This window comes from Streptomyces sp. NPDC057099 (assembly GCF_042671245.1).
GTDB lineage: Bacteria > Actinomycetota > Actinomycetes > Streptomycetales > Streptomycetaceae > Streptomyces > Streptomyces purpurascens.
Genome location: NZ_JBHUTX010000016.1, coordinates 1 through 16,698, shown reverse-complemented (window position 1 = coordinate 16,698; position 16,698 = coordinate 1). Strand labels below are relative to the sequence as shown.

General features: G+C 66.7%; 12 protein-coding genes and 4 pseudogenes. 12 read left to right on the top strand and 4 right to left on the bottom strand.

Annotated elements, in window-relative coordinates:
* Positions 1-46 precede the first annotated feature (46 nt).
* From ACFT4A_RS21180 to ACFT4A_RS21170, 3 genes are all read left to right on the top strand, one after another.
* Positions 47-1,375, top strand: coding sequence for a class I SAM-dependent RNA methyltransferase (locus ACFT4A_RS21180; protein WP_382832356.1), 1,329 nt, complete (start codon positions 47-49; stop codon positions 1,373-1,375).
* 228 nt (positions 1,376-1,603) lie between these two features.
* Entirely contained in the window at positions 1,604-2,641 is a 1,038-nt protein-coding gene (locus ACFT4A_RS21175) for a DUF4238 domain-containing protein (protein ID WP_382832354.1), read from the top strand.
* Positions 2,642-2,752: 111 nt separating this feature from the next.
* A complete protein-coding gene (locus ACFT4A_RS21170) occupies positions 2,753-3,034 on the top strand; it encodes a trypco2 family protein (protein WP_382832352.1) in 282 nt (93 codons plus the stop codon).
* A 133-nt stretch (positions 3,035-3,167) separates the two neighbouring features.
* On the opposite strand, the gene ACFT4A_RS21165 is transcribed toward ACFT4A_RS21170, so the two are convergent.
* Positions 3,168-5,972 (bottom strand): ATP-dependent helicase, encoded by a 2,805-nt coding sequence (locus ACFT4A_RS21165; protein WP_382832531.1) that lies wholly within the window; start codon positions 5,970-5,972, stop codon positions 3,168-3,170.
* 815 nt (positions 5,973-6,787) lie between these two features.
* Here ACFT4A_RS21165 and ACFT4A_RS21160 point away from each other — a divergent pair.
* From ACFT4A_RS21160 to ACFT4A_RS21150, 3 genes are all read left to right on the top strand, one after another.
* On the top strand, positions 6,788-7,678 hold the full coding sequence (locus ACFT4A_RS21160; RefSeq protein WP_382832350.1) for a DUF5655 domain-containing protein: 891 nt from the start codon (positions 6,788-6,790) through the stop codon (positions 7,676-7,678).
* Between the two features lie 620 nt (positions 7,679-8,298).
* Positions 8,299-8,946 carry an HAD family hydrolase gene (locus tag ACFT4A_RS21155; RefSeq protein ID WP_382832348.1) on the top strand — a complete coding sequence of 216 codons (648 nt, stop codon included), beginning with the start codon at positions 8,299-8,301 and terminating at the stop codon, positions 8,944-8,946.
* A 192-nt stretch (positions 8,947-9,138) separates the two neighbouring features.
* Positions 9,139-9,594 (top strand): NUDIX domain-containing protein, encoded by a 456-nt coding sequence (locus ACFT4A_RS21150; protein ID WP_382832347.1) that lies wholly within the window; start codon positions 9,139-9,141, stop codon positions 9,592-9,594.
* A gap of 45 nt (positions 9,595-9,639) precedes the next feature.
* Here ACFT4A_RS21150 and ACFT4A_RS21145 read toward each other — a convergent pair.
* A pseudogene (locus ACFT4A_RS21145) lies at positions 9,640-10,005 on the bottom strand (hypothetical protein); the annotation flags it as partial.
* Positions 10,006-10,077: 72 nt separating this feature from the next.
* Here ACFT4A_RS21145 and ACFT4A_RS21140 point away from each other — a divergent pair.
* A pseudogene (locus tag ACFT4A_RS21140) lies at positions 10,078-10,894 on the top strand (IS5 family transposase).
* A gap of 7 nt (positions 10,895-10,901) precedes the next feature.
* Here the strand turns inward: ACFT4A_RS21140 and ACFT4A_RS21135 are convergent.
* Positions 10,902-11,369 (bottom strand): annotated as a pseudogene (locus ACFT4A_RS21135) (hypothetical protein); the annotation flags it as partial.
* A gap of 527 nt (positions 11,370-11,896) precedes the next feature.
* Here ACFT4A_RS21135 and ACFT4A_RS21130 point away from each other — a divergent pair.
* Together ACFT4A_RS21130 and ACFT4A_RS21125 are read left to right on the top strand one after the other, a co-directional pair.
* Entirely contained in the window at positions 11,897-12,106 is a 210-nt protein-coding gene (locus tag ACFT4A_RS21130; protein ID WP_382832345.1) for a hypothetical protein, read from the top strand.
* A gap of 134 nt (positions 12,107-12,240) precedes the next feature.
* A complete protein-coding gene (locus ACFT4A_RS21125; protein ID WP_382832344.1) occupies positions 12,241-13,017 on the top strand; it encodes a hypothetical protein in 777 nt (258 codons plus the stop codon).
* A gap of 187 nt (positions 13,018-13,204) precedes the next feature.
* Here ACFT4A_RS21125 and ACFT4A_RS21120 read toward each other — a convergent pair whose 3' ends face one another.
* A complete protein-coding gene (locus tag ACFT4A_RS21120; protein WP_382832342.1) occupies positions 13,205-13,675 on the bottom strand; it encodes a hypothetical protein in 471 nt (156 codons plus the stop codon).
* 519 nt (positions 13,676-14,194) lie between these two features.
* Here ACFT4A_RS21120 and ACFT4A_RS21115 point away from each other — a divergent pair.
* The 3 genes and pseudogenes from ACFT4A_RS21115 to ACFT4A_RS21105 form a co-directional block, all read left to right on the top strand.
* Complete coding sequence (locus tag ACFT4A_RS21115; RefSeq protein WP_382832340.1) at positions 14,195-15,637, top strand: DNA phosphorothioation-associated putative methyltransferase; 1,443 nt, start codon at positions 14,195-14,197, stop codon at positions 15,635-15,637.
* A 259-nt stretch (positions 15,638-15,896) separates the two neighbouring features.
* Positions 15,897-16,292, top strand: a complete 396-nt coding sequence (locus ACFT4A_RS21110; protein ID WP_382832339.1) for a hypothetical protein — start codon at positions 15,897-15,899, stop codon at positions 16,290-16,292.
* A pseudogene (locus ACFT4A_RS21105) lies at positions 16,289-16,698 on the top strand (hypothetical protein); the annotation flags it as partial. The gene ACFT4A_RS21110 and the pseudogene ACFT4A_RS21105, both read left to right, overlap by 4 nt.

Genomic DNA, 16,698 nt, shown 5'->3' with positions numbered 1-16,698 from the left:
CGCACCCCTTTGATCTTTCCCCTCACGCTTTTGGAGTCACCCCGCCATGCAGGCAGAACCGAGGAAGTCGCTGGTGGGGGAGGAGTACGAGGTCGAGGTCGGCCCCGTCGCCCACGGCGGCCACTGCATCGCCCGTACGTCCGAGGGGCAGGTGCTGTTCGTACGGCACGCGCTGCCCGGTGAGCGGGTCGTGGCGCGGGTGACGGACGGCGAGGAGGGTGCCCGTTTCCTGCGCGCCGACGCGGTCGAGATCCTGGACGCCTCCAAGGACCGCATCGACGTGCCCTGTCCGTTCGCCGGCCCCGGCCGCTGCGGCGGCTGCGACTGGCAGCACGCCAAGCCGGGCGCGCAGCGGCGCCTGAAGGCCGACGTCATAGCCGAACAGCTCCAGCGGCTCGCCGGGCTCACGCCCGAGGAGGCCGGCTGGGACGGCACGGTGCTGCCCGCCGAGGGCGACAAGCTGCCCGCGGGCCAGGTCCCCGCGTGGCGCACCCGCGTCCAGTACGCCGTCACCGCCGACGGCCGGGCGGGCCTGCGCCGGCACCGCTCCCACGAGGTCGAGCCGATCGACCACTGCATGATCGCGGCCGAGGAGGTCAGCGAGCTGGGTGTCGAGAAGCGCGACTGGACCGGCATGGACTCCGTCGAGGCGATCGCGGCGACGGGTTCCCAGGACCGCCAGGTGGTCCTGACGCCGAAGCCGGGCGCGCGCCTGCCGCTGGTCGAACTGGACCGCCCGGTGTCCGTCCTGCGAGTGGACGAACGCACCGGCGGCGTCCACCGCGTCCACGGCCGCCCCTTCGTCCGCGAACGCGCCGACGGCCGGACCCACCGGGTCGGCAACGGCGGCTTCTGGCAGGTCCACCCGAAGTCGGCCGACACCCTGGTGACGGCGGTCATGCAGGGCCTGCTCCCGCGCAAGGGCGACATGGCCCTCGACCTCTACTGCGGCGTCGGCCTCTTCGCGGGCGCCCTCGCCGACCGGGTCGGCGACGGCGGGGCGGTCCTCGGAATCGAGTCCGGCAAGCGGGCGGTGGAGGATGCCCGTCACAACCTCGCGGACTTCGACCGCGTGCGTATCGAGCAGGGCAAGGTCGAGAGCGTGCTGCCGCGTACGGGCATCACGGACGTCGACCTGATCGTCCTGGATCCGCCGCGGGCGGGGGCGGGGCGGAAGACGGTGGAACATCTGTCGTCGCTGGGGGCTCGGCGGATCGCGTATGTGGCGTGCGATCCGGCGGCGTTGGCGCGGGACTTGGGGTATTTCCGGGATGGGGGGTATCGGGTGCGGACGCTTCGGGCGTTTGATTTGTTCCCGATGACGCATCATGTGGAGTGTGTGGCGATCCTCGAACCGGTCGCAAAGGGCTCCTGACCTGCGGTTTCGTGCGTGCGCATTATGTGCGGTGTGGGCGTTACGGGCGATATCTTGACGCTGAAATGACGCTCGTGACGCTCATTTGACGCTCGTTCTGATGGGGTGTCAGGCGTATTGCGGGACTGGTCAGGGCATCGGGGCTGGGGTGGCTGAGGTCTTGTCTGCAGGAACGTGACCCCGTGAAAAGGTCATGACGATGTGATGGGGTGCCCGTAAAGTCATGACATGGGTAAGTCTCCAAAAGGGCCGAAGCTGAAGCGCCGCCATCACACCGTGCCGCGTCTGCTTCTGCGACGCTTCGCCGATGGCGAGCAGATCATCCGAGTGCCTCTCGGCGGGGGCGAGCGCCGATCGGTCGGGATCGCCGACGTCACTGTCCGCCGCGACTTTTATTCGATCCTGGATCAGGAAGGCCAGCTCGACGACACTGTGGAGGATCTGCTCGCCGAGCTTGAGGACAAGGCGGCGAAGATCATCCGCAGGGTCATCAACGGGGAGTGGCCCCTGCCGATCGACGAGCGGGCGGTCCTCGCAGAGTGGATCGCGGCACAACACGCGCGGATCCCTGCTGCCCGTGCGAGAAACAACGAGATCGCCGATCATCTTGGCAAGGCCCTGATTGCCGTGGGCGGCAAGCCCGAGATCCGTAAGCGCCTCGAAGAGAACGCCGCAGAGCCCGTCCCGGACGAGAAGGTAGAGGCGCTCTGGGAAGAGCTAACGGACTTCGAGGGCTACTACGTCGAGATGTCGGTCAACGACCACATGGCGGCGATGGGCGAGTCCATGAAGACGGCGTACGAGGTGTTCATGGCGCGCTCCTGGGGTCTGATCAAGTTCGAGCGCCGCGCGCTGCTCATCCCAGATCATCCGGTGACGCTGGTGCGTGAGGAGAACATGCCGAGGCTTTTGGGCGTCGGCATCGGCAACGCAGCTGCGATCCTGATACCCATCGATCGCCGGGCGGCCATCATCATGGCGTCGCCGGGACACGATGACTTCGTTGTGCGAACCCATACCAAGCTGGCCAAGGAGCTGAACCAGCGCTTCGCATGCAACGCGCGCAGGGAACTGTTCCACCACCCCGACGACACGCCTTTGCAGGGGATTGAACTGCCACCGGTGCGGGACCGCGAGATGCAGGTCAGTCAGCCGCCACAGCGGTACCTGATGCCCGACGGGCCCTCCGACGACTTCAAGAGCGCGATGAGCGACGTCCCCGATCCGCCGCCCGATGCCATGTCGCCACGGTTCGCGAAGGGGTAACGCCAGAGGCAGAGGGGAAAGCCCCCCGGCCTTCGGCATCCGAGCAACAACAACTTGCCGACGTGGTCTAGCGTTAGCCCTTCTATTCCTTGACGGCGGGGGGCACTCGCGGTGATCGGTCTGAAGGAAGCCATCCAGGCGACGTATGACGAGCTGACGGCTGCGGCACACGGGGGCGCCAATAACCTTCTACGATTTCAGTACAGCAGCATCGAGCTGGAAATGACCATTGCCATGAGCGACTCACGAGAGCGCCAGGGCGGATTGAAGGTCTGGGTCTTGGACGGCTTCCGGAAGCGGATTCGCGGCAAGACCTCTACGCACACGGTCCGGGTCACCATCGAGCCGCATACCTCGGCGGGGGGAGAAGTCGCCTACACGGTGCACGAGTGATCACCCCCCAGAGCGCCTCGACCTGGTCCGGGTTCCAGACGCCCTCGCCGGTCGCGTCGGAGGTGTGGAGGTTGGGCCGTGGTGCCGGGTCACACAACACCGCGGCCCAAGGGGCCGACGTGGTTGTGCAGTGTTACGGAGTGCTGGGCCGGTCCCGGCAGATCGCGGCGAAGTCGCAGGCGGCGCAGGTGCCGCACCACGAGGTCTTGCGGGGCATGTCGTTGTGGCGAAGTTGGTCCCCGGCCTTGGCGACCTTGCCGGAGATCTCCTTCAGCAGGGTGTCGTTGACCTCCTCGCGGCTGCTGCGGCTGCCCTCGTCGAGGTTCAGGACCTCGACGAGGTCGGCGCGCTTGCCGCTCAGCTCTTCGTACCCAGCGACGTAGATGTGCAGTTGATCGCGGGTGACAGCGTCAGCCTGGGCGCGTTCCTTGGACTTGAAGTCCACGATGGACTGCTCACCGGTGTCGATCCGGCGGATCAGGTCGATGCGTCCGCTGACGGTCACCCCCGGCGTGAGGTGCACCTCCACCGGCTGCTCGGAGTGCTCGGTGAGGGCCAGTCGCGAGCCGTTTTCGCGGAGGTAGCGGTGGACGGAGCGGATGGCCGCGTTGCGGAGCTGTTCCTTGAGCGGCTCCGGTGCGAACGGAGCGTGCAAGTGCCGGTCGACGAGCGCCTCCACCTCCGTCGTGTCGACGATGTCGCCCTTCACGGCGCGCTTATGAACCTCCGCCATCACGTCATGAAGCGACTTGCCGTACCCGAGTTCCTTCTGCAACGGCGAGTCGAAGCCGTACAGGAATCGCAGCTTGAACTGGTACGGGCATTCGAACAGGTACTTCAGCTCGCTGAAGCTGAAGACGATGTCGGGCGTGTCGGCCAGGGGGGTTGAGGGCAGCCGGTTCAGCGTGGACTCGTCGGGCCTGGCGGCCTCCTGGGTCAGGACGTAGGTGTTGCGGGTTGCCTCGGCGAAGAACTGCGACTCCCGCTGGTAGAGCTTGCCCGGCCCGGGGGAGAAGGAGAGGGCGAGGTACTTCTGGGCGCGGGTCGCGGCCACGTAGAAGAGCCGGCGCTCGTCGTCCTCGCTGCCTCGGTAGCGGTCGGCGTCGTTGACGGCGGCCTCCGGAACGATGTGGAACACACCGAGTCCGCCTTGCCGTTTGCTGGGGAAGCGGTTGCGGCGCATACAGGGCACGAACACCGCCGGCCACTGCATGCCTTTGGCCTGGTGGACGGTGGCGATCGTGACGGCGTCGGGCCGGGCGTATCCGGCGTCGGCGTCGCTCTCCTCGTAGTAGTCGCCGGCCTGGTGCTCCAGCCACTTGGAGAAGGTGGCGAACCGTTCGGGCGGGCTGCTGAGGAAGTGGATGCGCTCGTAGTCGCCGATGGCGGTGCTGAACCGTCCCAGGTTGTAGAAGGCGAGCTCGCTGCGCTCGCGGCCGACCTCGGCCGTGAGGTGTTCCTCGCGGACGCCGACCTCGCCCAGGAATCGCTGGTAGGTGCCCTGGATCGTGTAGGTGTCCCAGGGCATGCCCTCCGCCCAGCCGCGGGCCTCGTCGAGGATCTTCACACCGAGCTTCAGGGCCTCCTCGCGGAGCCCGAGCCGGGCGTCCGTCCAGGCCGTGACGACGGCGTCGCCGTCGACGGTTCCGGCGATGTAGTCGAAGCAGGTCTTGGCGGCCTGAACCTCGGGCGTCTGGAACAGGCGGCTCAGGCCCTTGATGATGTAGCGGATGCCCCGGGCGCGCATCTCCGTGACCAGTGGGTCGGCGTCGCCCGACACGCTGCGGAACAGGATGGCGAAGTCCGAGTACGCCAGTCCCCGTGGCGGCGCGCCGGCGCGGTCGGTGAAGGGCAGGCCGATCATCCACTCGATGCGGTCGCAGATCCAGGCGGCCTCCTCCTGCGGCGTACTGAAAGAGAGGGCCAGCAGGTCGCCGCGGTCATAGCTCTGGTGGCCACTGGCGATCATCGCCTTGCTCAGCCGACGCGAGGGATCGATGCCCTCGGCCACCCGGCGGGCGAGGTCGACCACCGCCTTGGACGAGCGGAAATTCTCGTTGAGTGTGACGGTCCTGGCGCTGCCGTGGTGGGTGGCGAACGTCAGGATGTTGTTCACCGCGCTTCCGCGCCACTGGTAGATCGTCTGGTCGTCGTCCCCGACGACACACAGGTTCGCGCCGAACTGGATGAGGCCGGCGATCAACTGCTCCTGGACCGGGTTGGTGTCCTGGTATTCGTCCACCACGACGTAGCGGACCGTGTCCCGCACGTGGGCGCGCAGATTGACCACAGGTTCGGTGGCCGGCCCTCCCGTACTCGGGGGCGGGAGCAGCAGGTCCGCGGCGAGTCGGAGGATTTCGCTGTAGTCGAGGTAGTGAAGGCGCCTGAGCAACGCCCGGTAACTGCTCAGGCCGTCAAGCACGTCGGACGGCAACTTGTCCTGGTCGATCTCGTCCTCACGGAGCATGCCCAAAACCCGTTGGTAGAGACGAGAGTTCACGTACCGCTTCATCGGGCGGGTCGGTTTGTCCTTGGTGCGGATCTGTGTGGTCGTGAGGCCGCTGGCCCGGCTGTTGCGGTCGATCAGAACACGAGCCTGCACATCGCTGAGGACGGTGCATTTGAATGTTTCCGGCACCTGGGACTGCAGCATGCTCAAGGCGTATCCGTGCATGGTGCCGACGAAGAGCTCCGCCAGTCCACGGACATCTCCCAGCTCCTCTCGGACACGAGAGACGATGCGCTGTTTCAGCTCTCCGGCCGCCCGGTCGGTGAAAGTGAAGGCGACGATGTGCCGCGGCTCGACACCGGGCTGTCGGAGCAACTTCACCACGCGCCGGGCGATGACTTCGGTCTTTCCGGACCCAGCGCACGCGACGATTCCCAGGTGCCGGTCCAGGGTGTCGATCGCTGCCAGCTGATTCGAGGTCAGTTGCACCGAGGTGCCTCCACTCGTCACGTCGGGGACCTGCTCCCCGAGCGACGAACTGTGTACCAAGCGGCACTGACAGTCGCTTCATTGCTGCAGCGCGTTGTCTATCACCAGTTCGAATTTCGTTTGATGCGCCTGTCGGGCAATCCGTCTAGTGTCCTATGATTGTTTCCATCGGAGGTGCATTAATCGCCTCACTCTAATGGGTGCGCATGTTCGATGCCTGGCTTTCATGTGTTCGATGCATCCCGTGGGGTGATCGTGTAAGCGACGGCGAACGCTGCCGGGTGGCTCCCGGAGAAGGCCAGGACGTAGGACGTATCCCGTCCTCGATTGCAGAGCGCGGATTCGTTGACGGGCGGCGAGTCAGATGGAACGAGTCGTAAGTGGCATACATCTGAGGAACGGCTGGGTAGTGGTACGAACGACGCGGTGCCGACCGCGTCGGCTGGCTTCCGGACGTTCGAACGATCGTCGTACGGTGCAAGCGATTTGTTGCCAGAAAATGCGAACGTGCGTCAGGAAGATGCCGCTAGCACAGTTGTACGCGCCATGCCGTAATGCACTAGGTGCTTAGAAGGCGCCTGGCGCATCTCGTCGGCAGGTGCTTTGACCTGCCACTTTCTTCCTCGCTGACACGCTGTCAGGGGATTTGTGGGACGTATGTGGGACGAGGGTACCTCTGGGACGGATGGGATGCAGGGGTTCCCGACTGTGCCAAGGGGTCACCGTCTCGCATCTCCTCACCTGTTCGGTGGGCCCGCGCGGAAATAGATCTACCGCTCTCCTGCGTTCTCGATCTTCGAGCCGAGGAGGAGAAGGTGTCGGGCCTGAAGCTGTTCCACACGACGAATGGCGGCGTGACGGAGGTCGCGCCGCGTCTTGCCGAGGTCGAGGCGGATGTGCAGGGCCTCGTCGAGGCGCACATGGAGACGATGCTGGGGGTGCGGTTCCTGGCGAGCGAGTACGTCATCGACTGTTCTGACGGCGGCCGGATCGATTCGCTGGGGCTCGATGAGAACGGGGCGCCGGTGGTCGTGGAGTTCAAGCGCGGCACCGCGGCCGGCGTGATCAATCAGGGCCTGTACTACATGGCGTGGCTGATGGCGCATAAGGACGCCTTCCGGCACCTGGTCCGCGACCGGCTCGGGGTATCGGCCGCGTCCCAGGTGCTGTGGAGCGCACCCCGGCTGATCTGTGTCGCCGGCGATTTCACCCGCTACGACGGGCACGCCGTACGCGAGCACAGGCGCAGCATCGACCTGGTCCGCTACCGGTTCTTCGGCAAGGACCTGATTGGGCTTGAGACCGTGGCTTCCGTCACCGGGCGGACGCCAGCCGCGCGGCGGGCTCGCGGGAGCGCGGCCGGGCTGCCGCCCGCCCGAGAGCAGGGCGGTGCGCTGGCGGAGCTGGCGGAGGCGGTTGATGAGGTGCTGCTCGGCCTCGGGGACGGCGTCAGCCGGGTGCAGCGCAAGCAGTACCGGGCCTATCAGCGCCTGCGGAACTTCGCCTGCGTTTGCCCGCCGCAGAAGACCAAGCTCCTCGTCTATCTCAAGGCCGACCCGAAGGAGGTCGACCTCATGCCTGGCTTCACTCGGGATGTGACGGGGCTGGGCCACCACGGCACGGGCGACCTGGAGGTGCAGTTGCGCTCCGAGCGGGACATGGAGCGGGCCGTAGACCTCTTCCGCGCCAGCTACGCGGCGGCGTAGCCGTCCGGTGTGTTTGCGACGTGAAGGCGTACGGGGCTGGGCTGCTGCGGATGTTGTGGTGATCGTGCCCTCCGACGTACGGGCAGGTAATGGCGGTGGACCACCAATGATGCGCGGGGTCGCCGGTTTGGCCAACCGGCGATCCCGCGCTATGTTGCCCCGCTTCGAAGCAGGCTGCGTTCACCTGCCCGAGCCGTCATCAGCTCGCCGCAATCTCAGCGGTGCTTCGGGTGCCGGGTGGCCTGCGATGCCAGCCCGCATCCTCCCTGAGCCATCGAGGGAAGGGAGGAGACCGAAGCCGTCACCGACCGCGCCGACCGATGCGGGTCAGTCGACGGTGCGCCGGCTAGGTCGTACTCGTCGTGCGGGCCCCAGCCGATGTGCCGGGGCAGGGCCAAGCGCCCGGAGGCAGTCCCCGGCCGAACTCGTTGAGTGGGCTCCGGGACGGAGTGCTCATCGTGTGCGCCTACTCGTGGATGCCCGGCTCTCGCACTGACGTCGGTCCGGTTCGAAGGCCAGTCCGAGCGCGACCACCTACGTTGGTTCATCTTGAGATCACGCGGTTCGCGGCCGGGAAACCCACCTGCCCGGAGGCTATGGCTCGTGGTCTACTGCCGCTCATGCAGCTGCTGATGCTGGATCTCGACAACACATTGGTAGACCGCGACGCCGCCTTCCGGGCTGCGGCGACTGCTCTCCTGGCGGAGCATGCACTGCCTGAAACCGACATCGACTGGCTGATGACCCTCGACGCGAGCGGCTACACACCCAAACCCGCTGTCGCCGAGGCCATGGCGGACCGCTATGGGACGGCGCTTCCTGAGAGTGCTATCCGGACTCTTCTTGACCGTGGCGCGGCTGATCGCGTCGTACTGGCCGGGACCACTCGCGAGGCGCTCGCCAAGGCGCTGTCCCGCGGCTGGACCTGCGTGATCGTCACCAACGGCCGGACCGTGCAGCAGGAAGCGAAGATCCGCAACACGGGGCTTGACCGGCTCGTCCAGGGCTGGGTGATCTCCGAACACGTCGGTCATAAGAAGCCGGGCCCGGAGATCTTCCAAGCGGCGGCGGAAGCCGTCGGAGCTCCCCGCGTTGGCGGATGGATCATCGGTGATTCACCGCACGCCGACATCGCGGGAGCGAATGCGCTCGGTCTTCGAAGCGTGTGGGTGTCGGGTGGGCGGCCGTGGCTCCAGGACGCCTACCGACCCACTCACGTTGCCGGCGATGTCTCCTCCGCGATCAACTTCGTTATCAGCGCGACGTGATAGACGCCACGGGCCCGCCCCAAGGTCTCGACAAGACCCGAGCGCGAAAAAATCGAGGCGGCCCAAACGGCTGCTGCGGCAGACTGACCGATCCCCGGTGCTGGGCATATCGCGCCCACAGCTCGAGATCGTTTGGAGGAAGGCGATTTGACTAAGTTGAATCAGCCAGCAGCCCGGTGGAAGAGCGAACCGATGACGACGCGGCTCATCGCCGCTGTTCTCGTCACGGATCCGGACAGCGGCAGACTCCTCGTCCTGCGGCGGAGCGCGCACTTGGATTTCGCGCCTGGCGAGTGGGATGTCCCCAGTGGCAAGGGTGAGCCCCGTGAACCGATCACCGCGACCGCTGTACGGGAATTGAAGGAGGAGACGGGCGTCGTGGCCGTCGAGGCAGACCTACGCCTGGGCCACGTCGTTCACGGCTCCTGGGGAGCTGAGGTCCCAGGGATGTTCATGGCCCTGGTCTTCCACACCGATCGGTGGAGCGGTATTCCCCACAACGCGGAGCCGCGCAAGCACGACACCATCGCCTGGGTGCCGCCGGATGATCTGCCGCAACCGTTCACACACACCACCCTGGTCGCCGTCAAGCGGTACCTGGACGGCGGCCCGATCCTTTCATTCGACGGCTGGCCAGAGGCCGGATGACGGCCAGTCCGGGCAGCTGCCCGGAGGCCGTCGTCCGAAGTCGTGAAGCTCAGAAAGGAGCTGCGCGGCTTCTTTCCTGGCCGGCTCCAGCCGGGGATCCTCGGGGTGCGCGTGTGGCCCTGCGATCTTCGCGCACATGAACAGTGCCATCAGCCGACCGGACCTGCTCTCCAGGTCCCGCCGACGCTCGCTCCACACGCGTTCCGCCAAGGCCGGGACGGCGAGGGAGTGGCCCCATAGCGTTGCCGCGTCCAGCCCTCGTGGTGCCATGCCTCAGTCTTCCCAGTCGATCATGCAGAATTCCGGGCCTGTGACGTTCGCCCACGTCAGGTGGGCATGGGCCGGCAACCACTCCTCCACCGTGGTGTCGGTCACCTCGGGAAAGACCTCCCCGAGGGTTGCTGTCACCAGCTCGTGCCTAAGAGGTCCTAACAGAAGTTGTTGATCAAGTAACCATCCGCTTGTCTGCTCGTTGGTCGGGTCGTGGGGAAGCGTCAGTCGCGGCCGTGGATCGTGTCGGACGAACTGTGGTCGCTCATCGAGCCGTTGCTGCCCGAGCCGGGGCCGAAGCTGGTGACGGGCCGGCCGCGGTGCCGGACCGGCAGGCTCTGTGCGGGATCCTGTTCGTCCTGCACACCGGCATCCAGTGGGAGTACCTGCCCCAGGAGCTCGGCTTCGGCTCGGGCATGACCTGCTGGCGGCGCCTGGCCGCCTGGAACGAGGCCGGTGTGTGGGAGAAGCTGCACCTGGTGTTGCTGAAGAAGCTGCGGTCGGCGAAGCAACTGGACTGGTCGAGGGCGGTGATCGATTCCTCCCACGTGCGGGCGGCCCGGCGGGGCCCAAAAGCGGACCCAGCCCGGTCGACCGTGCACGGCCGGGCAGCAAGCACCACGTCCTCACCGACGGGCAGGGCATCCCGCTCGCGGTGTCTCTGACCGGCGGAAACCGCAACGACGTCACCCAGCTGATCCCGCTGCTGGACAAGGTCCCACCGGTCGCCGGCGTCGTCGGCAGGCCACGGCGACGGCCGGACATGCTGTTCGCTGACCGCGGCTACGACCACGACAAGTACCGGCGACTGCTGTGGCAGCGCGGCATCCGGCCCGTGATCGCCGAACGCGGCCAGCCACACGGCTCTGGCCTGGGCATCTTCCGCTGGGTGGTCGAACGCACCATCTCCTGGCTGCACGGCTTCCGCCGCCTGCGCATCCGCTGGGAACGGCGCGACGACATCCACGAAGCCTTTCTCGGCCTCGCCACCTGCCTCATCACCCACCGCCACGTCCAACGGCTTTGTTAGGACCTCTAATGGTTTCGGTGTCAGGCGTGGCGACACGGGGTGCGGACTGGGTAGCGAGCGCGTCTAGGGAAGCGTTCAGCGCGGACCACCACGCATCCGGGAGATGAGGATCTTCGATTACAAGAGCGGCTTGTCCGATAGGCGCGGCGTTGACCAGTTCCATCTCATCCGCCCGCCACATCACCGGCTCACCCGGCTCGCGCCACGAGAACCCTGCGTACCACGAGGGCATGACGACCCCGCTCAGGACAGCAGCGGATTCAGGGCCATTCCACCCCTGGGCCCCGATCCGGTCGAACCCCCGTCGCTCGACGCGCACCCAGTTGTCGCGGTCCGTCCGAGCCCCGACCGTACGGCGCTTGCACACCACCGTCTCCCGGTCGAGACGCACCTGCAGCGACCGCTCCACACGGTCCAGCACTCCATCGAGCGATTCCCTGCGCAGATCAACAGCAGGAGTCACAGGCAGCGTCATGTACGGGACCGTAGCAACCACACGGGGCCGGATCCCGAGATATTCGGGCACCTCGCTCTGTCCGACTGCGCCAGGTGTTGACGTCCTCCGTGCGGCTGGGCTGCACGCACCTGCCCACGCACTCGCGCCCTTCCCGGCCAGAGATCAGAACACCGTATGAGTGGGGGACTGTCTCGTCGAGAGAGGACCTGAACGCCACAATGGGCAGCATGATCAGCCCGCCCTTGCGGGAGGCCGCCCGCGTCGTCGCCCTTGACGATGCCCAGCGGGTCCTGCTGCTGCACCACCACAACGAGGGCGGAAGCTATTTCTCTGGCCCAGTCAAGTCGCCTGGCGCTCCAGTGACCTTCGGATCGTGTTGAGTCCTACCTGACAAGGCGTACGCCTCCCGCAGAAACCGCGTCTACCTGCGCCGCCGCGGGATCCGCTGCACCATCCCGGACACTGCCGACCAGGCCCGCAACCGCCAAGAGCTCGGCTCCCGCCGGCGGCTGGTGTGATGAGGCAGGGAGAACTGCACGTCGCCTGTGAAGGCGGACACAGCTGAGGGCGCTGAGTTCCGCAGTGCCCTCACCGAGTTCCGCGCGGAGCGCCACCATCACCATGCCGCCCTGGCCCAGATCGAGGAGGCAAAGGCCCGCAAGGCCGGGCTGCTGGCCGAGATCGACCAGCTCGAAGCCAAGATCGGGAACCTTCTTGTCGAGGACCTGCGCAGGGCCCTCGACGAAGGCGGATGAAAGCCAATAGTCGCCATCATGTTCTGTTCGGCACTGCCTGATCCGAAGTTCGGCCCCGCCGGCCGGGCCCTGCTACGTAGCCTGATCAGCACCCTGTACCTCCGGCCAGAGGACTGATGATGCACCGTGAGCCGATGGGCTACGACCTGTTCGGCGACCCGTACTTCGAGGACGACGTTGCTGTGCCGGAGCCCGAGCAACTGCGCGAGTTCACCCCGCAGACGCTGCCCAAGCGCTTTCGGACGTGGCAGCAGATCCGCGACGTTGGCCTGGAGCCGGTAGGTCCGCCTGTTGGGCTCCTGTCCTGGACGCCGTCGGGTGCCTGCGCTCCGAAGACCGCCAAGGTCCCCGACATTTCCAAGGCCAGGGAGGCCAGCCCCCGCGAACCTGACCTACTTGAGCTCTTCGAGGAAGCCGAAGAGCAGGAACCGTCGGCCGCAGCTGGCGGAGTCGGACGAGTGCATCCGGTGATCAGGCAGGGTGTCCTGGCCTTGGCTGCGTGGTCGGAGTGGGTGCCGTTGGTCGGCGCTGAGATACCGCGGTTGCCGGGCGTCTACCTTGCCAGGCGGGGCCAGAACGGCCCGATTGTCTACGTGGGCATGTCGGGTGAGCGCCAGGGCGAGGGGCTGCGGGGCCGGATACGGCGGTACACCAGTGGAAAGGCATTGGCCTCTGGGCTTGGAGAGGCGGTCTTCGACCGGGCGCTGGCCGACTTGGACTGGTTGCGCGAGCGCCTTGCGGAAGTCGAGAGCGGCCAGCCGATGCGGGCGACCGGGTGGGGTAAGGCTGCCTTGACGTGGGCCGACCTGCATGTCTGCTGGGCTATCACCGCAGATGGCGAGGCCGCCCGTGTCCTGGAGGAACAGGTCCTAGCGTTGGAGAGCGTCGACTGGTGGAATCGCGCCCGCTGACTGTCCGGACCAACAAGCAGCCAGGAGCACGCACCTCATCCCTAGCGGCCGCGGTGCGTACGTTCATCTGGGACGGGCAGCGGGAGATCCCGTACCGGGCCGGCTGGGCGAGGGAGATGGCCGTCTCCCTCGCTGTGCAGGGAGGGTCCTTACCGCTGGCTGCCCCAGCTGAGCGGGGAACTGGCTGTCAGGCGGCCGCTGCTTCGCTGAGTCGCCGTTGGACCTCCTCGATGAAGAACCGAGGCGCGGTCGCGCCCCGGTAGGGATGGGAGTAGTGGCAGTGGCCTGTCTCCTCATCAAACTGGAAGTACGCCGTCCACGTTCCCCTGCCGGAGTTGGATCGGATCTTTGCTTCCACGGTGAAGCCGCTCGTGGAGACGTTCATGATCTTCCCCACGCTTTCTGCGGCAGCGCGCACGATGGCGGCGAACTCAAGCTCCGCGGGTGTCGGAACCCTGAAATCGAGTGACTCGTCAGTCTCGACGTCCTCGGTGGCGTAGTTCTTCTGGGCGAGCTTGATGAGCAGGCCGCCGACCGCGACGACGGCCACGGCGCCGATGCCGAGGACGAGGAGGATCTTCTTCTTGGACAGGGGCTTGGCGGTCTCGACGGAGGCGGCGTTTTCGCCGTCCTCGTCGGGGGTGCTCGGGTCGGGCACGGCGGCCTCCCTTTCCGGGTCAGAAGATCTACCGCCAGATTAGTTGGCTCGGTTCTCGTATAGCTACGGCCAGGTGTCGTCTGCGGGTATCCAACGTCCTGGTCAGGGGCCGGGGCGTCCGTCGCGGTAAATGCCGGATTCACTGCGGCGGAGCCCCCACTGCGGCAGACGCCGGAGACGATCTATCCGGACGGCCTCCCCGGCCTGATTGCCGGGCTACTCGCCAACGGCGTGCCCAAGTGCCCCATCACCCTGCGCTGAAGCGAGCGGCACACCTCTTTGGAGATCCGGGTCACCTGCGTGGCAGTCGCACCCTCCTGTCGGCTTCAGGCGTAATCCGGGCAGACCCCTCGGCGTTGTCACGTGGACGACCCGCCCCGCCCGCAATCGTGACGAGAGCAGCGTCACCCGAGGTCAGCTGGGAGGTGCGACTCCGCGTAAGCCGGGTCGCCGGATCGGGTGTCAGTTAAGGTTCGGTGCTGTCGCATGCTGGCCTGTCCGTGGACTCAGGGGACGCCGATGACACAGCAGCTTTGGAGCAGCCAGAGGCATCAGACCGCGATCGGCCGAGTCGGCCTCTCGCTGCCGGCTCGTCGCGCCGTCGGCGACCTCCAGCTGGAACCCGACACGGGAGTACTGGACTACGGGTGCGGACGGGGCGGCGATGTACGGGCACTGCAGCACCTCGGCCTCGACGCCGCGGGGTGGGACCCGGTCCACTTCCCGGACGGGCGGCGTGAGCCAGCCGAGGTGGTCCTTCTCACCTACGTCCTGAACGTCATTGAGGATCCCGCCGAACGACGTGAGACGCTCCTACGAGCCTGGGACCTCGCTAAATCGGTGCTGGTCGTATCCGCGCGGCTGAGGTGGGAGCGCAACCAGATCAAAGGCGCGGAGTACGGCGACGGCATTCTCACGCAGCGCCGCACCTTCCAGCGCCTCTACGCCGCTGGCGAGCTGCGCGACTACGTCGAGGAGGCCACCGGCGTCCGTTGCGTGTCGGCGGCGCCCGGCATTGTTTACGCGTTCAAGGACGATGCGGCCCGCCTGAGTTACCTCGCCCGACAGGTCGCTCCTGACGGGGGGTGGCTGGCCTCCGAGGACACCGCCTCGGCGATCACCTCGGTCGTCGATCATCTTGAACAGCGCGGCAGGATGCCTCAGCTGGAGGAAATGCCGCAGCCCATCATCAGCCTCCTCGGCCACCTGCGCCCCGCTGAACTCAAGCGTCTTGCCGAGCAGGAAGCCGACCCCGCGAAGGTAGAACGAAGCGCCGAGCGGGGAGCCCTCGACACACTGCAGTTCCTCGCGCTGGAGCTGTTTCACGGCCGGGGCCCGGTCAGCAGTCTGCCCCTGCCAGTTCAACTGGACATCCGTGCCTTCTTCCCGTCGTACACCGAGGCGTGCCACCGAGCGGATCGGCTGCTGTTCAAACTGCGCGACGACGCCTACGTCCGCCGGGCGATGAACGGATCGATCGCCGGCAAGTTCACCGCGACCGCCCTATACGTTCACCGCCGCGCACTCCATCGGATCCCGGCCGTGCTGCGCCTGTACGAGCAGTGCGCGAGCATTGCCGCCGGCCGTCCTGGCGAGTGGTCTGTCGTCAAGCTCCGCCATCAGGGCCGCGGGGTCAGCTGGCTCGACTATCCCGAGTTCGACGCGGATCCCCACCCGCGAATCGCGGCCTCGTACGCCGTCGACCTGAAGACCCTCAAGTCCTCCTTCACCTCGTACGCGGACTCCACCAACCGTCCCCTGCTGCACCGCAAGCACGAGTTCCTCGCCGAGGATGATCCCGACGCACCCAAGTACCGGCGCCTCACCGAAGCCGAAGTACGCGCCGGCCTCTACGAGAGCCCGCACCTGATTGGTACTGAAGAGGGTTGGGAGCGCGAACTCGTCCGCTGTGAAAGGGAATTGCGAGGTCACCGGCTCGTGCGGCGAACCACCAGCACATGAGCCTCGCACCAGTCTTCGATCCCGGTGTGATTGGCAGTGGTGCGTGAGACGCTCGGTCCATGACCACCACCCAAACAGGCGGCTCCTGCCTGCCCTCCTACCGCACGCCGTCAACCCTCGCGCTGTCCGAGCCCGAGGACCACGTCCGTGAAATCACCGACTGGGTCGAGCACGCCTCCACGGTCGCCGGAGTGCTGGGGCGCAGGAGGTCTGGGACAGCGCCTACAAGTGGCTGCGCCTCGCCCAGGGGCTGCGCACGATGACCTTCGACATGTCCTACGACGACGGCGGCATGTGCTCGGTAGGCGGCGATTTCGACGCCGTCTGGACAGAGATGATGGAGGAATGGCAGCTGCACCAGGTCCGGCTCGTCTACCTGCGCGCAGCGCTCGAAGGGTTCGTCCGGCTGCTGCACCCCGACGCTGCGCATCCCTGCCTCCTCGTCGAGGCGGCCGAGCGGCAGCTGCAGCACCACGCCGAAGCACTGCCCGTGCACGCACGAGCGGTCGCCGAGCATCTGGGACACACTTCCCGGACCATGCGGGTGGCAGCGACGCGCCGGTCGCGACGGGAGTGGCGCAGGCGATTGCCCTGCACGAGAAGGCGGTACACGGCCGTGCGGGCATTCCCGAGCCGATCGACGACGCGGACATGAAGATCTTCGCCGCTGGGCACGCTGAGGTCTGCGCCGCCAGGGAAGCCTCCACGGTGCTTCTGCTGGGGATCCAGGTGCTGATGGCGGCAGCGGTGAAGAAAGACCGCGTCGCGGCCTTCGACGACAAGTACCTCCTCGACGGAATGTGGATTCCCGACGCCTCCGGTGGCAGCCGGTGGGGGGGGGAAGAGATGGCCCTACAGCGAGTATCTGGCCGTTCTCCACCTTGCCCCCGGCGAACCGCCCGAGCTCTGAGCCCACCACACCGTCTGCTCTACGGCGGCGGGCTGCGGACCGGATTGCTGGCGAACATCGCCAGCTCCGCCCCGACTTCGGTCCAGTGCAGTGCTTCACTCCTGCATCCTCAGGGGAACGCGAGCGGGGGCCTGAAGCCATGGCTTCAGGC